The sequence below is a fragment of the Mycobacterium sp. E3251 genome (assembly GCF_001666835.1).
Taxonomy (GTDB): domain Bacteria; phylum Actinomycetota; class Actinomycetes; order Mycobacteriales; family Mycobacteriaceae; genus Mycobacterium.
On the sequence record NZ_LZJF01000126.1, the window covers coordinates 1 to 13,834 of the forward strand.

A 13,834-nucleotide genomic window follows, 5' to 3' on the forward strand; every position below is an offset into this window, starting at 1 on the left:
CCGCGGAACATCGACGGCCAGCCGGGTTTGAGCGCGAGCTCACCCTCGACGCCGGGTTCGTCGATCACCTCGACGGTGCCGTCGTCGTTGCTGCGGACGATGAAAGCGTCCACCCCGGGCAGCGGGCGGCCCATCGAGCCGGGCTTGATGTCGAACGCGGGCGTATTGGCGATCATGATGCCGCCCGTCTCGGTCTGCCACCAGTTGTCGTGAATCGGCAAGCCCAGCACCCGCTTTCCCCACCACACGGCTTCGGGATTGAGCGGTTCGCCCACGCTGGCGATGAAACGCAGCCGCGGAAAGTGGTATTGCGCGGGCAGTTCCGATCCCGCCTTGATGAGCATCCGGATGGCGGTCGGCGCCGTGTACCACACCGACACTCCCTGGTCCTGCAGGATGCGATACCAGCGTTCGGCGTCGAATTCCGCTTCGTCGACGATGGAGGTCACGCCGTGCAGCAGCGGGCTGATGATGCCGTAGGACGTTCCCGTCACCCAGCCGGGATCGGCCGTGCACCAATAGGTGTCGTCGGCGTGAAGATCGAGCGCGTACAGGCCGGTGACGTAGTGCATCGTGACGGCGCCGTGCACGTGGATGGCGCCCTTGGGCGTACCCGTGGTCCCGCTGGTGAAGTGCAGTAAGGCCGGATCGTCGGCGGTGGTGGGCTCGACCGGCGGGTTCTCTTCGGCCGCGTTGACCCATTGCCAGAAGTCGAGGGTCCCCGGAGGCGGGCCGTCGGCCTGCCCGTCGTCGACGACGAAGACGTGCCGCACCGACGGCAGTCGATCACGGATCTTGGCGATCTTGCGCTGGTAGATCGCCCTCGTGGTCACCAGAACGTCGGCGTGCCCGAGGTTGACCCGGGTCGCTATGGGCTCGGGCCCGAAGGCCGAGAACAACGGCGAGACGACGCTGCCGTTGCGCAGCGCGCCCAGCATCGCGATGTAGAGCTCGGGGCCACGGGCCATGACGATGAACACCCGGTGGCCCCGGTTGATGCCCAACGCGCGCAGCGCGCTGGAGAATTTCCTGGAGAGTCGGCCGAGCTCGGCGTAACTGAGGTCGCGGGTGGCGAGCACGCCGTCCCAGGGGCGATCGACGACGAACCGCAACGCCGTGCGCGTGGCGGCCGGCCCGGTGGTGTGACGGTCGAGGGCGGCGTAGGCGATGTTGCACAGGCCGGGCCCCATGCCTTCGCAGAGGTCCGGCACGTCGGACCAGTGGAACTCGGCGCGCTCGTGCTCGTAGTCGGTGAGGTTGGGCCGAACGCGATGGTCACGGGATGTTTTGTGGATGACGTCCATCAAGGGTCCTCGGTCGGGGTGGTCGTCTACATCGTTTGCCGCGCGGTGGCGCCGCAATAGAGACAAAGGTCATCAGTCGACCCCGGGTCCAATGACGTGACGCTGGGGACCAAGGACCCTGGCGTGCGCTGCCCGCATGCCCGAGGGTCCAAGTAACACAGGAGAGGCGAACGACAATGACCCAGACGATGGTCGACAGGAAAGTGCTCACCCGGGCGGTCGAGCTCGCCTGCCGCGCCCCCTCGCTGCACAACAGCCAGCCATGGCGATGGGTTGCCGGCGGCCCGACCGTCGATCTCTTCGCCGACCCGCACCGCATGGTGTCCTCGGCCGACAGCTCGGGACGCGAGTCGATCATCAGCTGCGGCGCGGTGCTCGATCACTTCCGGGTCGCGATGGCCGCCGAAGGGTGGGTCGCCGGCGTCGACGAGTTTCCCAATCCCAACAACCCCGACCACCTGGCCGCCATCGACTTCGTCTCGGGCGACTACGTCGCCGTGGCCCGGCGAGACCGCGCGGCGGCGATCCTGCGCCGCAGGACCGACCGGCGCCCCTTCGGCGCCCCAAAGGAGTGGGCATCCTTCGAACCGGTGGTGCGGAGCGCCTTCAATCCCGAGCTGGCCACCCTCGACGTACTGGCCGACGACGCGCTGCCGCGGCTGGTGGAGGCCGCGCACCTCAATGAGGCGCTGCGCCGCTACGACGACCTCTACCACCACGAATTGCGTTGGTGGACAGCGCCTGGCAGGCACGACGATGGCATACCGCAGGCCGCCCTGGTCAACGAGGCGCAGCCCCGCGCCGACGGCGTGAACCGTCGATTCCCCGCCGACGGGCACGCCCGGGGGAGCTCCGCCAGCCTCCGCGATCAAGCAAAGATCGTTGTCCTGTCCACGCCGGGGGACACCCGCGCGGACGCCTTCCGGTGCGGCCAGGCCCTCTCGGCGGTTCTGCTGGAGTGCACCATGGCCGGGCTGGCGACCTGCACCGTGACACACGTGACGGAGCTGCAGGCCAGTCGCGACATGATCGGGGAGCTCATTCCCGAGACCGAAGCGGTTCCCCAAGTTCTGATCCGGGTAGGCACCGCCTTCTCGGGTAAGGGCGCTCCCGAGCCGACGCCGCGCCGGCCGGTTCGCGAGGTCTTGGAGATGCGCTGATGGCCCGAGTTATGTTGCACTGCAATATTTTCGAAGGGAGATGGTAGTGCTTGCCGATCCAGGTGACTGGCTCGTTATCAAGAGCAGCACAGTCGGACGACCGGATCTGCGTGGGTTGATCACCTCGGTGAGTTCACCGAATGGTCAACCGCCGTACCGGGTCCGGTGGCTGGCCACCGGCGAGGAGGCGACCGTGTTCCCCGGTCCGGACGCGATTGTCGTGACGGCCGCCGAACAGCAGGCCGCCGACGAGCGGGCACGGGCACGCTTCGCCGCGGTGCAGGCGGCCATCAGGGATCACGCTCGGAGCGGGTAGGACGCAAATGCCACCTACCACCGAGGGATCCCCGTCGATGACCGATGCCGACGTCGATGAGCTCGCGTTCGAGTTCCTGCACTCGCCCTATGCCGGCGACGCCTATCTCGACTGGAGCCTGGACCAGCGCCTCGACGGCTTTCTCCGCCACCGTGGATTGCCCCGGCTGGTGGACGACGGCGACGCCTACGGCCTGATCCTCAACCGGGTCATGGCCTATATCGGCGAACTGCGCCGCAGGAGCTGAGCCGACGAACGACCCGCAAGGCTGGGACTTCGTGCCCTACCGCCGATTTACGGCGGGCTGGTCGGATGAATTCGTCGAGGGATCGAGGAGATTGCCATGACTACAGGCGTGGTGCGTGATGACCAGAGCAGCTGACGCCACCCGACGCTCGCCACGGCGGGTGTTCCGTGATCGCGCCGAGGCCGGCCGCGTGCTGGCGAACCTCCTCGGTGCCTACCGCGATCGGCACGACGTGATCGTGCTGGGCCTGGCGCGGGGCGGTATACCCGTCGCATGGGAGGTGGCGGCGGCGCTGCATGCCCCGCTGGATGCCTTCATCGTGCGCAAGCTCGGCGCCCCCGGCCATGAGGAGTTCGCCGTGGGGGCGTTGGCGAGCGGGGGCCGCGTCGTGGTCAACGACGACGTCGTGCGCGGCCTGCGTATCACCCCGCAGGAATTGCGCGCCGTCGCCGAGCGGGAAGGCCGGGAATTGATTCGGCGCGAGGCCGCCTATCGCGACGGGCGTCCGCCGGTAAACGTGGCCGGCAAGACGGTGATCCTGGTCGATGACGGATTGGCGACCGGCGCAAGCATGTCCGCGGCGGTGCAGGCGCTCCGCGAGGCCGAGCCCGCACACATCGTCATCGCCGTGCCGGCGGCCCCGGAATCCACCTGCCGGGAATTCGGCGGTCAGGTCGACGATGTCGTATGCGCGAGCATGCCGACTCCGTTTCTCGCGGTCGGGGAATCGTTCTGGGATTTCCGGCAAGTCACCGACGAAGAGGTCCGTCGGCTCCTCGCGACGCCGACGACCGGCACTCCGTCGAGGGCCGCGGCGCGGACCCCGGCCGAGGTGATCGCCCGGGTGGCCATCGACGCGCCGGCCGGCGTTCCGCCGCGTGACGCGCTGGAGGAGCTGATCGGCGATGCGCGCATCGTTCTGATCGGCGAAAGCTCGCACGGCACACACGAGTTCTACGAGGCCCGCGCGGAGATCACCAAGTGGTTGATCGAGGAGAAGGGCTTCTGCGCCGTCGCGGCGGAGGCGGACTGGCCGGATGCTTACCGGGTGAATCGCTACGTTCGCGGCATCGGCGACGACACCAGCGCCGACGAGGCGTTGAGCGGCTTCGAGCGGTTCCCCGCATGGATGTGGCGCAACACCGTCGTGCGTGACTTCGTCGAGTGGCTGCGCACCCGAAACCGGATGCACGAGAACAACGGGCAGCGGCAGGCCGGCTTCTACGGGCTGGATCTCTACAGCCTGCACCGCTCGATGCAGGAAGTGATCGGCTACCTCGACAAGGTCGACCCGAAGGCGGCGGCGCGGGCACGCGAACGTTATGCCTGCTTCGACCACGCCTCGGCGGACGACGGCCAGGCGTACGGTTTCTCGGCGGCCTTCGGCGCCGGCCCGTCGTGTGAACAGGAAGCCATCGATCAACTGGTCGACATTCAGCGCAACGAACTGGCCTACGCGCGCAGGGACGGTCTGCTCGCCGAGGACGAATTGTTCTACGCGCACCAGAACGCCCAGACGGTGCACAACGCGGAGGTGTACTACCGGGCGATGTTCAGCGGGCGAGTCACCTCGTGGAACCTGCGCGACAAACACATGGCGCAGACGCTCGAGGCGCTGCTGAAACATCTGGACCGCCACCAAGATATCCCCTCGGCGCGAATCGTGGTGTGGGCCCACAACTCTCACGTCGGGGACGCCCGCGCCACCGAAGTCTGGGCCGATGGGCAACTCACACTGGGCCAATTGGTCCGCCAGCGGCACGGCGACGAGGCGCGTCTGATCGGCTTCAGCACCTACACGGGCACGGTCACCGCCGCCAGCGACTGGGGCGGCATCGCCGAACGTAAGGTCGTGCGCCCGGCGCTCAACGGAAGCATCGAAGAACTCCTGCACGAGACGCGCAGGGGCGAGTTCCTGGTGTCGGCCCACACCAGCCCGGGGGCCGCCGAACCGCTGGGCGCGGTCCGGTTGGGGCGTGCCATCGGGGTGATCTACCGCCCCGAGACCGAGCGGCAGAGCCATTACTTCCACGTCCGCCCCGCCGATCAGTTCGACGCGATGATCCACATCGACCGGACCCGGGCGCTCGAACCCCTCGAGGTCACCAGCCTCTGGATCGCGGGCGAAACACCGGAAACGTATCCGAGCGGCCTCTAACACCCACGGAGCCAGCCAAGATGGAGATGCCCTCGGACCCGGTTCGCCGAACGCGGATCGTCACGTTGACCATGAATCCCGCGCTCGACATCACGACGAGCGTCGGCGTCGTGCGGCCGACCGACAAACTGCGCTGCTCTGCGACGCGTTACGACCCGGGCGGTGGCGGCATCAACGTCGCCCGGATCGCGAAGGTCCTTGGCAGCTCGGTGCTGGCGGTGTTTCCCGCGGGCGGCTCGCACGGCGGTCTCGTCACGAGCCTGCTGAGCGAGGCGGAAGTCCCGTTCCGGCAGGTTCCGATCGCCGCCCAAACGCGCGAGAGTTTCACCGTCAACGAGACCAGCACCGGCCAGCAATACCGGTTCGTCCTGCCCGGGCCGGAGCTGACCGTCCTCGAACAGGAGCAGTGTCTCGACCAATTGCGGGCGGCGGCCCAATCGGCCGAAGTCGTTGTGGCAAGCGGAAGTCTGCCACCGGGTGCTCCCGCCGACTACTATCAGCGGGTTGCCGACCTCTGCCGGCAGTTGGGCGTGAAGTTCATTCTGGACACCTCCGGCGGCGGCCTGCAGCACATCTCCTCCGGGGTGTTCCTGCTCAAGGCGAGCGTGCGAGAACTACGAGAATGCGTCGGCCGCCGGCTCGCCACCGAGTCCGAGCAATTGGCTGCCGCCCACCAACTGATTGACAGTGGCCGCACACAAGTCGTCGTGGTTTCTCTGGGCTCCTATGGCGCGCTGCTTGCGACGCGCCATGCGAGCCAGCGGTTTCCGGCGGTTCCGATGCCCGGCGGAAGCGGTGTCGGCGCCGGCGACGCGATGGTTGCCGCGATCACGGTGGGCCTCACGCATGGCTGGCCTCTCGCCAAGTCGGTTCGGTACGGGATCGCGGCGGGTGCCGCGATGCTGATGACACCGGGCACGGCGGTCTGTGAACGCGCCGACATAGAGCGGTTGTTCGAGCTGGTCGCCGAACCCGCGGAGCTGGGGACGAACGACTTCGCGGCTGGGGCCTAACGGCCCCTGCCGGGGCGGGTGCGGCCGCAATAGCCTGAAATGTGAGCGATTCGGAACGATCAGGAGCCGAGATGAGCCAGCTGGACGCCAAGGCGGTGGTCGTGGGCGTCAACGGCTCCCAGGCCGCGGTCAACGCCGCGAAGTGGGCGATCGACGAGGCGATTGGCCGGCAGCTGCCACTTCGCCTGGTGTATGTCATGCCGGCGCGCAAGGGATCGGGGCCTCGTTCCGAGTGGGAGGTCGAACGCGGCGAAATGGCCTTGGCCGAAGCGGAGTGCGCCATCCGGAGCCAGCGGAAGCCGGTCGAGATCGAGACGGCGATCGTCTCCGGAGATCCCGCGGAGGCGTTGGTCAATCAATCCCAGGACGCGGCCCTGGTGTGTGTCGGCACCGCCAGGCGCGGCTGGGCATCCGACGGGCTGTTGGGTCCGACGGCCGCAGGCTTGGTGGCGCGCGCGCACTGCCCGGTCGCGATTATTCGTACTTCCGACGGAGCGCCGATTGAGCTGGGAGTGATCGCCGTCGTGCTCAACGACGAGCCCGACAACGACGAGGTGGTGCACCAAGCGATGGAGGAAGGGCGACGCCGCCACGCCACCGTGCGCCAAATCGACCGGCGACTGAACAGCTGGGTCCGCCGTTATCCGGACGTCCACGTCCAGACGGTGGCCGCCGGGACCGGCGCGAAATACGGCGGAAAGCCCGGTAGCGCAATTGAATTGGCGGTGGTGGGCAGTACCGATGCCGAGGAGATGGCAGGGCTGGCCACCCCGAACTGCCATCCGATCGTCGGCTACCCCGACTGCTCAGTGCTTGTGGTCCGCCACTGAGGCAGGCCCGATGACGCAGCCAGCAAGAACCAAGTCGATCGTCGCCGGTATCGACGGTTCCAAAGCGGCGATACGCGCGGCGCTGTGGGCGGTCGATGAGGCGGTCAGTCGCGACGTTCCGCTACAGCTGCTCTACGCGACCGACTCCGCGGACGGCGAACAAGCCGCGCAGATGGCGGTCCGCCAGGCGGTGACGGCGATCCAAGTCGCGGGCAAGCCGGTCCAGGTCGAGACGGAGGTCGTCCACGGACCCGCGGTCGGATCGCTGATTCGGTCGTCGGCGTCGGCCGCCATGGTCTGCGTGGGCGCCGTCGGACTGCGCCACTTTCAACCGGGCCGGGTGGGCTCCACCGCGGCGGCCCTGGCCGTATCGGCGCGCTGCCCGGTGGCGATCGTCCGGGGCCGCGACGGTCATCGCGGGGCGCCCGCGGAAAACGCGGTCGTCGAGATAGCCGGGTCCCCGGACTCGGTCCTGCTCGGCGCTGCCATCGAAGAGGCGGTGTTGCGCGGCGCCGCGCTGGAGGCGGTCGTCTCGCGGCGGACGGGACGGGCCGAACAACACGGTGATACCGAGGCCGATCGCCGGGCGCTCGCCGACCTGGATCGCCGCCTGTCCGGGTGGAAGCGACGCCATCCGCAGCTTCGGGTCGAGTCGCTGGCGATACACGTCGGCCTGCTGGACTATCTGGCCGGACACCGCGGGCCGGTCGGCTTGGTGATCGTCGGCGCCGACAATCGTCAGCACGTTGCCGAGCTTGTCGGGCCCGTCGGCAGTTCGGTGATGGCGGACGCGAATTGTTCGTTGTTGATCGTGAATCGGCAACATTTGTGAAATTTGTACGATGATTAATGTGTGATATGGAGGTCCCACGACCGGCGGAAGGGTTCTTAATGGTCAAGGTTTTCCTGGTCGATGACCATGAAGTCGTCCGGCGCGGCCTCGCGGACCTCCTGGCGGCGGACCCCGAGCTCGAGATCATCGGCGAGGCGGGCTCCGTCTCCGAGGCGAAGGCGCGGATACCGGCGCTGCAACCCGACGTCGCGGTGCTTGACGTGCGGCTTCCCGACGGCAACGGCATCGAACTGTGCCGCGACCTGGTGTCCGATCACCCCGACCTGCGCTGCCTGATGCTGACGTCGTTCACCTCCGACGAAGCGATGCTGGAAGCGATCCTGGCCGGGGCCAGCGGCTACGTGGTCAAGGACATCAAGGGCATGGAGCTGGCGCACGCGATCAAAGAGGTGGGCGCCGGCAAATCCCTGCTGGATAATCGCGCGGCGGCCGCCCTGATGGCCAAGCTCCGCGGCGCGGCGGAGCGCGAAGACCCGCTGTCCGGGCTGACCGAACAGGAGCGGACGCTGCTCGGCCTGCTCAGCGAGGGCCTGACCAACAGGCAGATCGCCGCCCGGATGTTCCTCGCCGAGAAGACGGTCAAGAACTACGTGTCGCGGCTGCTGGCCAAACTCGGCATGGAGCGCCGCACCCAGGCGGCGGTGTTCGCGTCCAAGCTGGACCAGCGGCCGGGACATCCCGCCACGCCGGCGGACGCGCCGCAGGACTGAGCCGGTAGGCGGGGCGTCACGCTACCGATAACAACCATTCGCTTGGGTACTTGACATTTCGCGATTAGGCTGATCTTGCCATTCGGACATTGCGTCGCATCTCGAGTGTCTTGGAGGTTTTCGGTTTGACGAGCGACGACAGCGGCTCCGCGTTCGCCGGACTCGGCCAGCGGGGGCTCGTCAGCAGGATGCACGAGCAACTCGACGAGATGTTGGCGGCCCGCGACCAGATGGAGCAGCTGCTGCGGGTCATCGTCGAGATCGGCGCGGGCCTCGATCTTGACGCCACGCTGCACCGGATCATCGCCGCCGCCAGGCGGTTGACCTCCGCCCCCTACGGTGCGCTGGCCATCCGCGATCCCGACGGCAACCTGCTCTCGTTCGTCCACGAGGGGATGGATGCCGACACGGTGGCCAAAATCGGGCACCTGCCGGTGGGCAAGGGCCTGCTCAGCTTGTCGCTGATGGACACGCCCGCGTTGCGGATGGCCGACCTGACCGCCCATCCGGCCGCCGTCGGGTTTCCCGAGCACCACCCCCCGATGCGCGGCTTCCTCGCGGTGCCGATCACCATTCGGGGCACCGTGTTCGGCAACCTCTACCTCACCCACGTCGAACCGCAGCGGACGTTCTCCGAGTCCGACGAGATGGCGGCTCGCGCCCTGGCGTTCGCCGCCGCGATCGCGATCGACAACGCGCAGGTGTTCGAACGCGAGCGGACGGCCGCGAAGTGGATGGAGGCCAGCCGCGAGATCACCACCGCGCTGCTGTCCAGCGCCGAGCCGCACCGGCGCCCGCTGCAGCTGATCGCCGAACGCGCCCGGGCCCTGACCGATGCCGAGCAGGCGATCGTCCTGGTGCCCGCCGATGCCGATGTGCCTGAAGACGAGGTCGACACGCTGGTGGTCTCGGCGGCGGTCGGCGCGCACGCCGACGAGGTGGTCGGCCAACGCGTTCCGGTGGACGGTTCCACCAGCGGGGCCGTTTTCCGGTCCGGCGAACCGCTGATCACCGAGACGTTGCGGTACCCGATTCAGGCATTCACCGACGTCGGGCAGCGGCCGGCCATCCTGATGCCGCTGCGCGCCCGCGACGAAGTCGTCGGCGTGATCGCCATCGCCCGCGGCAGTCACGAGTCGCCCTTCGACGACAGTTACCTCGATCTGGTCAGCGATTTCGCCACTCATGCCGCGATAGCGCTCGTGCTCGCGTCGGCCCGTGACGACGCGCGCCAGCTGACCATCCTGGCCGAGCGTGAACGCATCGCCCACGACCTGCACGACCACGTCATCCAGCGGCTCTTCGCCGCCGGGATGGATTTGCAGGGAACGCTGGCCCGGGCGCGCTCCCCGGAGGTCGCCGACCGGCTCAACCGCACGCTGGACGATCTGCAAACCATCATCGAGGAGATCCGCACGACGATCTTCCAGCTGAAATCCCCGCCGGGAAAGAACGATTTCCGGCAACGCATCCAACAGGTGGTCGCCGACCTGACCGAAAATCGGGACATCGTGACCACCGTGCGCATGCACGGGCCGATGACCGCCGTCGGCGGCGAGCTTGCCGACCACGCCGAGGCTGTGAGCACGGAGGCCGTCAGCAATGCGCTGCGTCATTCGGGGGCATCGCGGCTGACCGTCGAGATCAGCGTCGCCGACATGTTCGTCCTCGACATCGTCGACAATGGCTCCGGCATACCCGACGGCAACACGCGGCGCAGCGGCTTGGCCAACATGAAGCGGCGCGCCGAGCAACTGGGCGGGGCCTGCGAGATCACCGGCCCCCCGGAGGGTGGTACCCGGGTGCACTGGGTCGCCCCGCTCGTCGATCAATAGCGGTCGCCCCGAACGGGACCAATGGGAGGGGCCATGGGGTCTAACGGCCCTGCCCTGCCGCGCCGCCGCCGAATATCGTCGGGCAGTGTGAGTAATCGATCGGTGGACGCCACCGCGACTGCTCGGCTGCTCGACGGACGCCTGGTGTCGTTGCGTCCCTTGACCGTCGCCGACGCCGAGGCCGTTTCGGCGCTGCATCGACACCTCTCCGACCACGACCGGTACTTTCGTTTCTTCACGCTGCAGCTCGCACCGCTGCACGAGCTCGTCGCCAAGCTGACCGAGCCCGCGGGCGGGTTGTACGCGCTCGGTGCCTTCGACGCCGATCGGCTGATCGGCGTGGCCCACTACGTCGTGGTCGACGACCCGAACGCGGCCGAGGTCGCGGTCGTGGTTGCCCACCAAGACCATTCGCTGGGGGTGGGCACGGCCCTGCTGAAGCACCTGGCCCCGATCGCTCGGGCCCACGGAATCGGGCGGTTCGTCGCGGACGTCCTCGGCGAGAACCACCTGATGCTCACGGTCTTCTTCGATCTCGGCTGGCCTTGCAGGCCAATCGATTACGGAGCCATTCGTCACCTCGAGATCGAGCTACCCCAATTCGACGAGACGCCGGCATAGAGGAGCGGAGAAATGAACGCAGAAGCGAAGAAATACGGTGTACTGGTGTGTGTCGACGGGTCGGCCGCATCCGACGCCGCCGTCGCCTGGGGGACGCGCGAAGCCATCATGCGCGACCTGCCCATCACGCTCATGTTCGTCGTTCCGCCCATCGTCGTCGGCTGGCCGGTGGGGCAACTGTATGCCGAGATGCCCGACTGGCAACAGGACAGCGCTCAGCACGTGATCGACCAGGCCCGCAAGACGCTGAGCGCCAGCGTGGGCGCCTCCGAATCGCCCGAAATACACACCGAGACGGTCTATTCCGCCATCGTCCCCGCGCTGATCGAGGCATCAAAGCAGGCCTGGGTGCTCGTCGCCGGAAACCAGGGACTGGGAGCGGTGGGCCGCCTGCTGCTGGGCTCCGTGACCACGGGACTCGTGCACTACGCCCATTGCCCGGTCGCCGTCATCCACACCGGCGAAGGGGCGGCCCCCAACCCCGGCGCGCCCGTGGTGCTGGGCGTCGACGGGTCCCCTGCGTCCGAAGCGGCGACCGCCCTGGCCTTTGACGAAGCATCGCGCCGTGGGGTGGGGCTGGTGGCACTGCACGTGTGGAGCGACGTGGGCGTGTTTCCCATCCTCGGCATGGACTGGCATGACCGGGAGCAGGAGGCGCACGAGATCCTCGCCGAACGCCTGGCCGGCTGGCAAGAACGCTATCCCGACGTGCATGTCGAGCGGAAACTGTTCTGCGACAAGCCGTCCGAATGGCTGCTGAAGGAATCCGAACACGCCCAACTCGTGGTGGTCGGCAGCCGCGGCCGCGGCGGATTCCCCGGGATGCTGCTCGGCTCGGTGAGTTCGGCGGTCGCCCAGTCGGCGCGGGTGCCCGTGCTGGTTGTCCGCTGACGACGAGAATCGCCCGCAAAGGAGGCCGTTATGATCGAGCTGCTCCCGGACATGCCGGAGAAGGTGATCGGCATTCGCGTATCGGGCCGGCTGCGCGGTGACGAGTTGCGCGACTTCAAGCCCGACATCGACCACGTGCTCCAGACCGGCGAGGTCAGGATCGTCGAGGTCATCGCGTCCGACTACGAGGGATTCGGGCCCGGTGGTTTCCTCGAGGATCTCAAGCTGGGCTTCGGTACCGTCTTGCCGCACCATTCGGCATTCAAGCGGATCGCGGTGGTGTCCGACAAGGACTGGGTAGCCCCCGTCCTGCACGCTCTGGCGTGGCTGGTTCCCGGCGAGATCGCCGTGTTCTCCCTCGACGAGCTCGACCGCGCCAAGGATTGGGCGGCCGGATAGCCGCCGTCATTCGCGGACGACGAGCACCGAACATCCGGTGTGGCCGCCGGGATGCGGGGTGATCGGCCCGACCATGCGCGCGACCTTGTCGGCGTCCTCACTGCCCACGACCGCGAGCTGAACGGGTTCCTTTGTACGCGTGAGAAACTCGGCGGCCCCGCGCCTCGCCGCGGCGGGCTGAACGTGCACCTGGCTGTGCTTCGAGACCCAGGGGCCGAGGCGCTGATCCAGCTGGCGGTAGGGAATCTCGCCCAGGCCCCACCGCCAAACGCCCATCGCCAAGATCGGTGCGTCACGAAGGCGTGCCTCGTGGAAACCGTGCTCGAGCACCGCGTCGTTGGCGTCCGTCTCCTCGACGGCAACGGCGACGTATCCGTCCTCCGGCCCGGCGCCGTCGCGGCTGCTGCGGATCACGGCCACCGGGCAGTGCGCCTTGCGCACCAACGTCTGCGCGGTCGAGCCGAGGACCTTGCGGGCCACCCAGCCGGTCCCCACCGAACCCACGCAAACCATTGCGGCATCCCGTGATTCGTCGATCAGCGCGCTCTCCGAGGAGCCGCGCACGATGTCGCACTCGACCTTGACCGGCGTACCCATGGCCTGCAGCGCCGCATCGGCGTTGCGCAACGCCGCTTGGGCGTATTCGACGTCCAAGCTGTCGTCATCCGCATTCCGCCTCGGGACGGCGTGGATCAGCCGGAGCGGGACGTTGCGGCTCACCGCCTCGGCGGCGGCCCATTTGGCCGCGTTGATGGCGGCGTCCGAGCCGTCGATTCCCACCACGATCCGCTGCGACGACTGCGGATTGTTCATCGAGTCCTCCTCTATGACTGACTGCCGGGGCGCGAGGTCCCGTCACTGGCCACGTTATGGTCGGTCGGCTCGGTTGAGCAGGGCCGTTCGGCCCCCGTTCGCAGGCATTGGTCACCCGGCTTCAGGCGACCTCGACCGTGTGCCCGGGCAGCAGGTGCTGTAATCGGCCACGGCACTCCACCGCGACGGAGGCACTGTTGCCCGCCTCGGAGGTCAGCTGGGCCGCCCGACCGCTGACCCGAAGGTGCAGCCGTTGGCCGCGGTATAGGAAGGGAAACTCGATGGACCCCAGTGCATCTGGCCATTGCGGGCTGAGGATCAGGCGGTTGTTGCGGGTTTCGAGTCCGGTGAAACACCGTTGCAGCAGATCGATGCTGCCGGCCATCGCGGCCAGGTGTATGCCTTCCGACGTGGTGCCGCCCTGGATGTCGACGATGTCGGAAGCCAATACCTGCACGAAGTACTTCATGGCGTGGTGCCGGTTGCCACGGGTGAGAACCCAGGCGTGTACGACGGCGCTCAGGCTGGAACCGTGGGAAGTGCGCTTGAGGTAGTAATCCACGGTCTCCGGAATCTGCTCGGGCGCGAAGCGGTAACCGAGCCGGCCCAGTAAACCCAGCAACTCGTCCGACGACAGCAGGTAGAACAACTACAAGGCGTCCAAGCAGGCCGATGTGCTGATGC

14 protein-coding genes and 1 pseudogene are annotated in these 13,834 nt (G+C 67.8%); 12 read left to right on the forward strand and 3 right to left on the reverse strand.

From position 1 onward, the window contains the following. Positions 1-1,304 (reverse strand): AMP-binding protein (locus A5697_RS15735; protein WP_068011339.1); only part of this gene is annotated, 1,304 nt, incomplete at its 3' end. A gap of 176 nt (positions 1,305-1,480) precedes the next feature. Here A5697_RS15735 and A5697_RS15740 point away from each other — a divergent pair. The 12 genes from A5697_RS15740 (at position 1,481) to A5697_RS15795 (ending at position 12,337) form a co-directional block, all read left to right on the forward strand. Then, complete coding sequence (locus A5697_RS15740) at positions 1,481-2,464, forward strand: NAD(P)H nitroreductase (protein ID WP_068011340.1); 984 nt, start codon at positions 1,481-1,483, stop codon at positions 2,462-2,464. A 40-nt stretch (positions 2,465-2,504) separates the two neighbouring features. Then, positions 2,505-2,780: a DUF1918 domain-containing protein gene (locus A5697_RS15745; protein WP_156673319.1), complete on the forward strand. Its 276-nt coding sequence runs from the start codon at positions 2,505-2,507 to the stop codon at positions 2,778-2,780. A 37-nt stretch (positions 2,781-2,817) separates the two neighbouring features. Beyond that, on the forward strand, positions 2,818-3,027 hold the full coding sequence (locus A5697_RS15750; protein WP_231972082.1) for a hypothetical protein: 210 nt from the start codon (positions 2,818-2,820) through the stop codon (positions 3,025-3,027). A gap of 118 nt (positions 3,028-3,145) precedes the next feature. Beyond that, positions 3,146-5,185: an erythromycin esterase family protein gene (locus A5697_RS15755; protein ID WP_068011341.1), complete on the forward strand. Its 2,040-nt coding sequence runs from the start codon at positions 3,146-3,148 to the stop codon at positions 5,183-5,185. Between the two features lie 20 nt (positions 5,186-5,205). After that, on the forward strand, positions 5,206-6,198 hold the full coding sequence (locus A5697_RS15760; protein WP_068011342.1) for a 1-phosphofructokinase family hexose kinase: 993 nt from the start codon (positions 5,206-5,208) through the stop codon (positions 6,196-6,198). Between the two features lie 71 nt (positions 6,199-6,269). After that, a complete protein-coding gene (locus A5697_RS15765) occupies positions 6,270-7,028 on the forward strand; it encodes a universal stress protein (protein WP_068011343.1) in 759 nt (252 codons plus the stop codon). A 10-nt stretch (positions 7,029-7,038) separates the two neighbouring features. Next, a complete protein-coding gene (locus A5697_RS15770; protein ID WP_068011344.1) occupies positions 7,039-7,860 on the forward strand; it encodes a universal stress protein in 822 nt (273 codons plus the stop codon). A 59-nt stretch (positions 7,861-7,919) separates the two neighbouring features. After that, complete coding sequence (locus A5697_RS15775; RefSeq protein WP_067949100.1) at positions 7,920-8,591, forward strand: response regulator transcription factor; 672 nt, start codon at positions 7,920-7,922, stop codon at positions 8,589-8,591. Between the two features lie 188 nt (positions 8,592-8,779). Next, on the forward strand, positions 8,780-10,426 hold the full coding sequence (locus tag A5697_RS15780) for a GAF domain-containing protein (protein WP_197501021.1): 1,647 nt from the start codon (positions 8,780-8,782) through the stop codon (positions 10,424-10,426). Between the two features lie 87 nt (positions 10,427-10,513). Continuing rightward, positions 10,514-11,047 carry a GNAT family N-acetyltransferase gene (locus A5697_RS15785; RefSeq protein WP_197501020.1) on the forward strand — a complete coding sequence of 178 codons (534 nt, stop codon included), beginning with the start codon at positions 10,514-10,516 and terminating at the stop codon, positions 11,045-11,047. A 12-nt stretch (positions 11,048-11,059) separates the two neighbouring features. Further along, entirely contained in the window at positions 11,060-11,938 is an 879-nt protein-coding gene (locus tag A5697_RS15790) for a universal stress protein (protein ID WP_067949104.1), read from the forward strand. A 30-nt stretch (positions 11,939-11,968) separates the two neighbouring features. Beyond that, positions 11,969-12,337: an STAS/SEC14 domain-containing protein gene (locus A5697_RS15795; RefSeq protein WP_068011345.1), complete on the forward strand. Its 369-nt coding sequence runs from the start codon at positions 11,969-11,971 to the stop codon at positions 12,335-12,337. A gap of 6 nt (positions 12,338-12,343) precedes the next feature. On the opposite strand, the gene A5697_RS15800 is transcribed toward A5697_RS15795, so the two are convergent. Then, positions 12,344-13,150, reverse strand: a complete 807-nt coding sequence (locus tag A5697_RS15800; RefSeq protein ID WP_068011346.1) for a universal stress protein — start codon at positions 13,148-13,150, stop codon at positions 12,344-12,346. 121 nt (positions 13,151-13,271) lie between these two features. Further along, a pseudogene (locus A5697_RS15805) lies at positions 13,272-13,799 on the reverse strand (glycosyl hydrolase family 65 protein); the annotation flags it as partial. Between the last annotated feature and the right edge of the window lie 35 nt (positions 13,800-13,834).

What these genes read in the sequence shown, in the direction of transcription:
- A5697_RS15775 (WP_067949100.1), top strand. Translation starts at nt 7,920, where the DNA reads ATGGTCAAGGTTTTCCTGGTCGATGACCATGAAGTCGTCCGGCGCGGC.
- A5697_RS15795 (WP_068011345.1), top strand. Translation starts at nt 11,969, where the DNA reads ATGATCGAGCTGCTCCCGGACATGCCGGAGAAGGTGATCGGCATTCGC.
- A5697_RS15760 (WP_068011342.1), top strand. Translation starts at nt 5,206, where the DNA reads ATGGAGATGCCCTCGGACCCGGTTCGCCGAACGCGGATCGTCACGTTG.
- A5697_RS15780 (WP_197501021.1), top strand. Translation starts at nt 8,780, where the DNA reads ATGCACGAGCAACTCGACGAGATGTTGGCGGCCCGCGACCAGATGGAG.
- A5697_RS15740 (WP_068011340.1), top strand. Translation starts at nt 1,481, where the DNA reads ATGACCCAGACGATGGTCGACAGGAAAGTGCTCACCCGGGCGGTCGAG.
- A5697_RS15770 (WP_068011344.1), top strand. Translation starts at nt 7,039, where the DNA reads ATGACGCAGCCAGCAAGAACCAAGTCGATCGTCGCCGGTATCGACGGT.
- A5697_RS15745 (WP_156673319.1), top strand. Translation starts at nt 2,505, where the DNA reads ATGGTAGTGCTTGCCGATCCAGGTGACTGGCTCGTTATCAAGAGCAGC.
- A5697_RS15790 (WP_067949104.1), top strand. Translation starts at nt 11,060, where the DNA reads ATGAACGCAGAAGCGAAGAAATACGGTGTACTGGTGTGTGTCGACGGG.
- A5697_RS15765 (WP_068011343.1), top strand. Translation starts at nt 6,270, where the DNA reads ATGAGCCAGCTGGACGCCAAGGCGGTGGTCGTGGGCGTCAACGGCTCC.
- A5697_RS15750 (WP_231972082.1), top strand. Translation starts at nt 2,818, where the DNA reads ATGACCGATGCCGACGTCGATGAGCTCGCGTTCGAGTTCCTGCACTCG.
- A5697_RS15755 (WP_068011341.1), top strand. Translation starts at nt 3,146, where the DNA reads ATGACCAGAGCAGCTGACGCCACCCGACGCTCGCCACGGCGGGTGTTC.
- A5697_RS15800 (WP_068011346.1), bottom strand. Translation starts at nt 13,150, where the DNA reads ATGAACAATCCGCAGTCGTCGCAGCGGATCGTGGTGGGAATCGACGGC.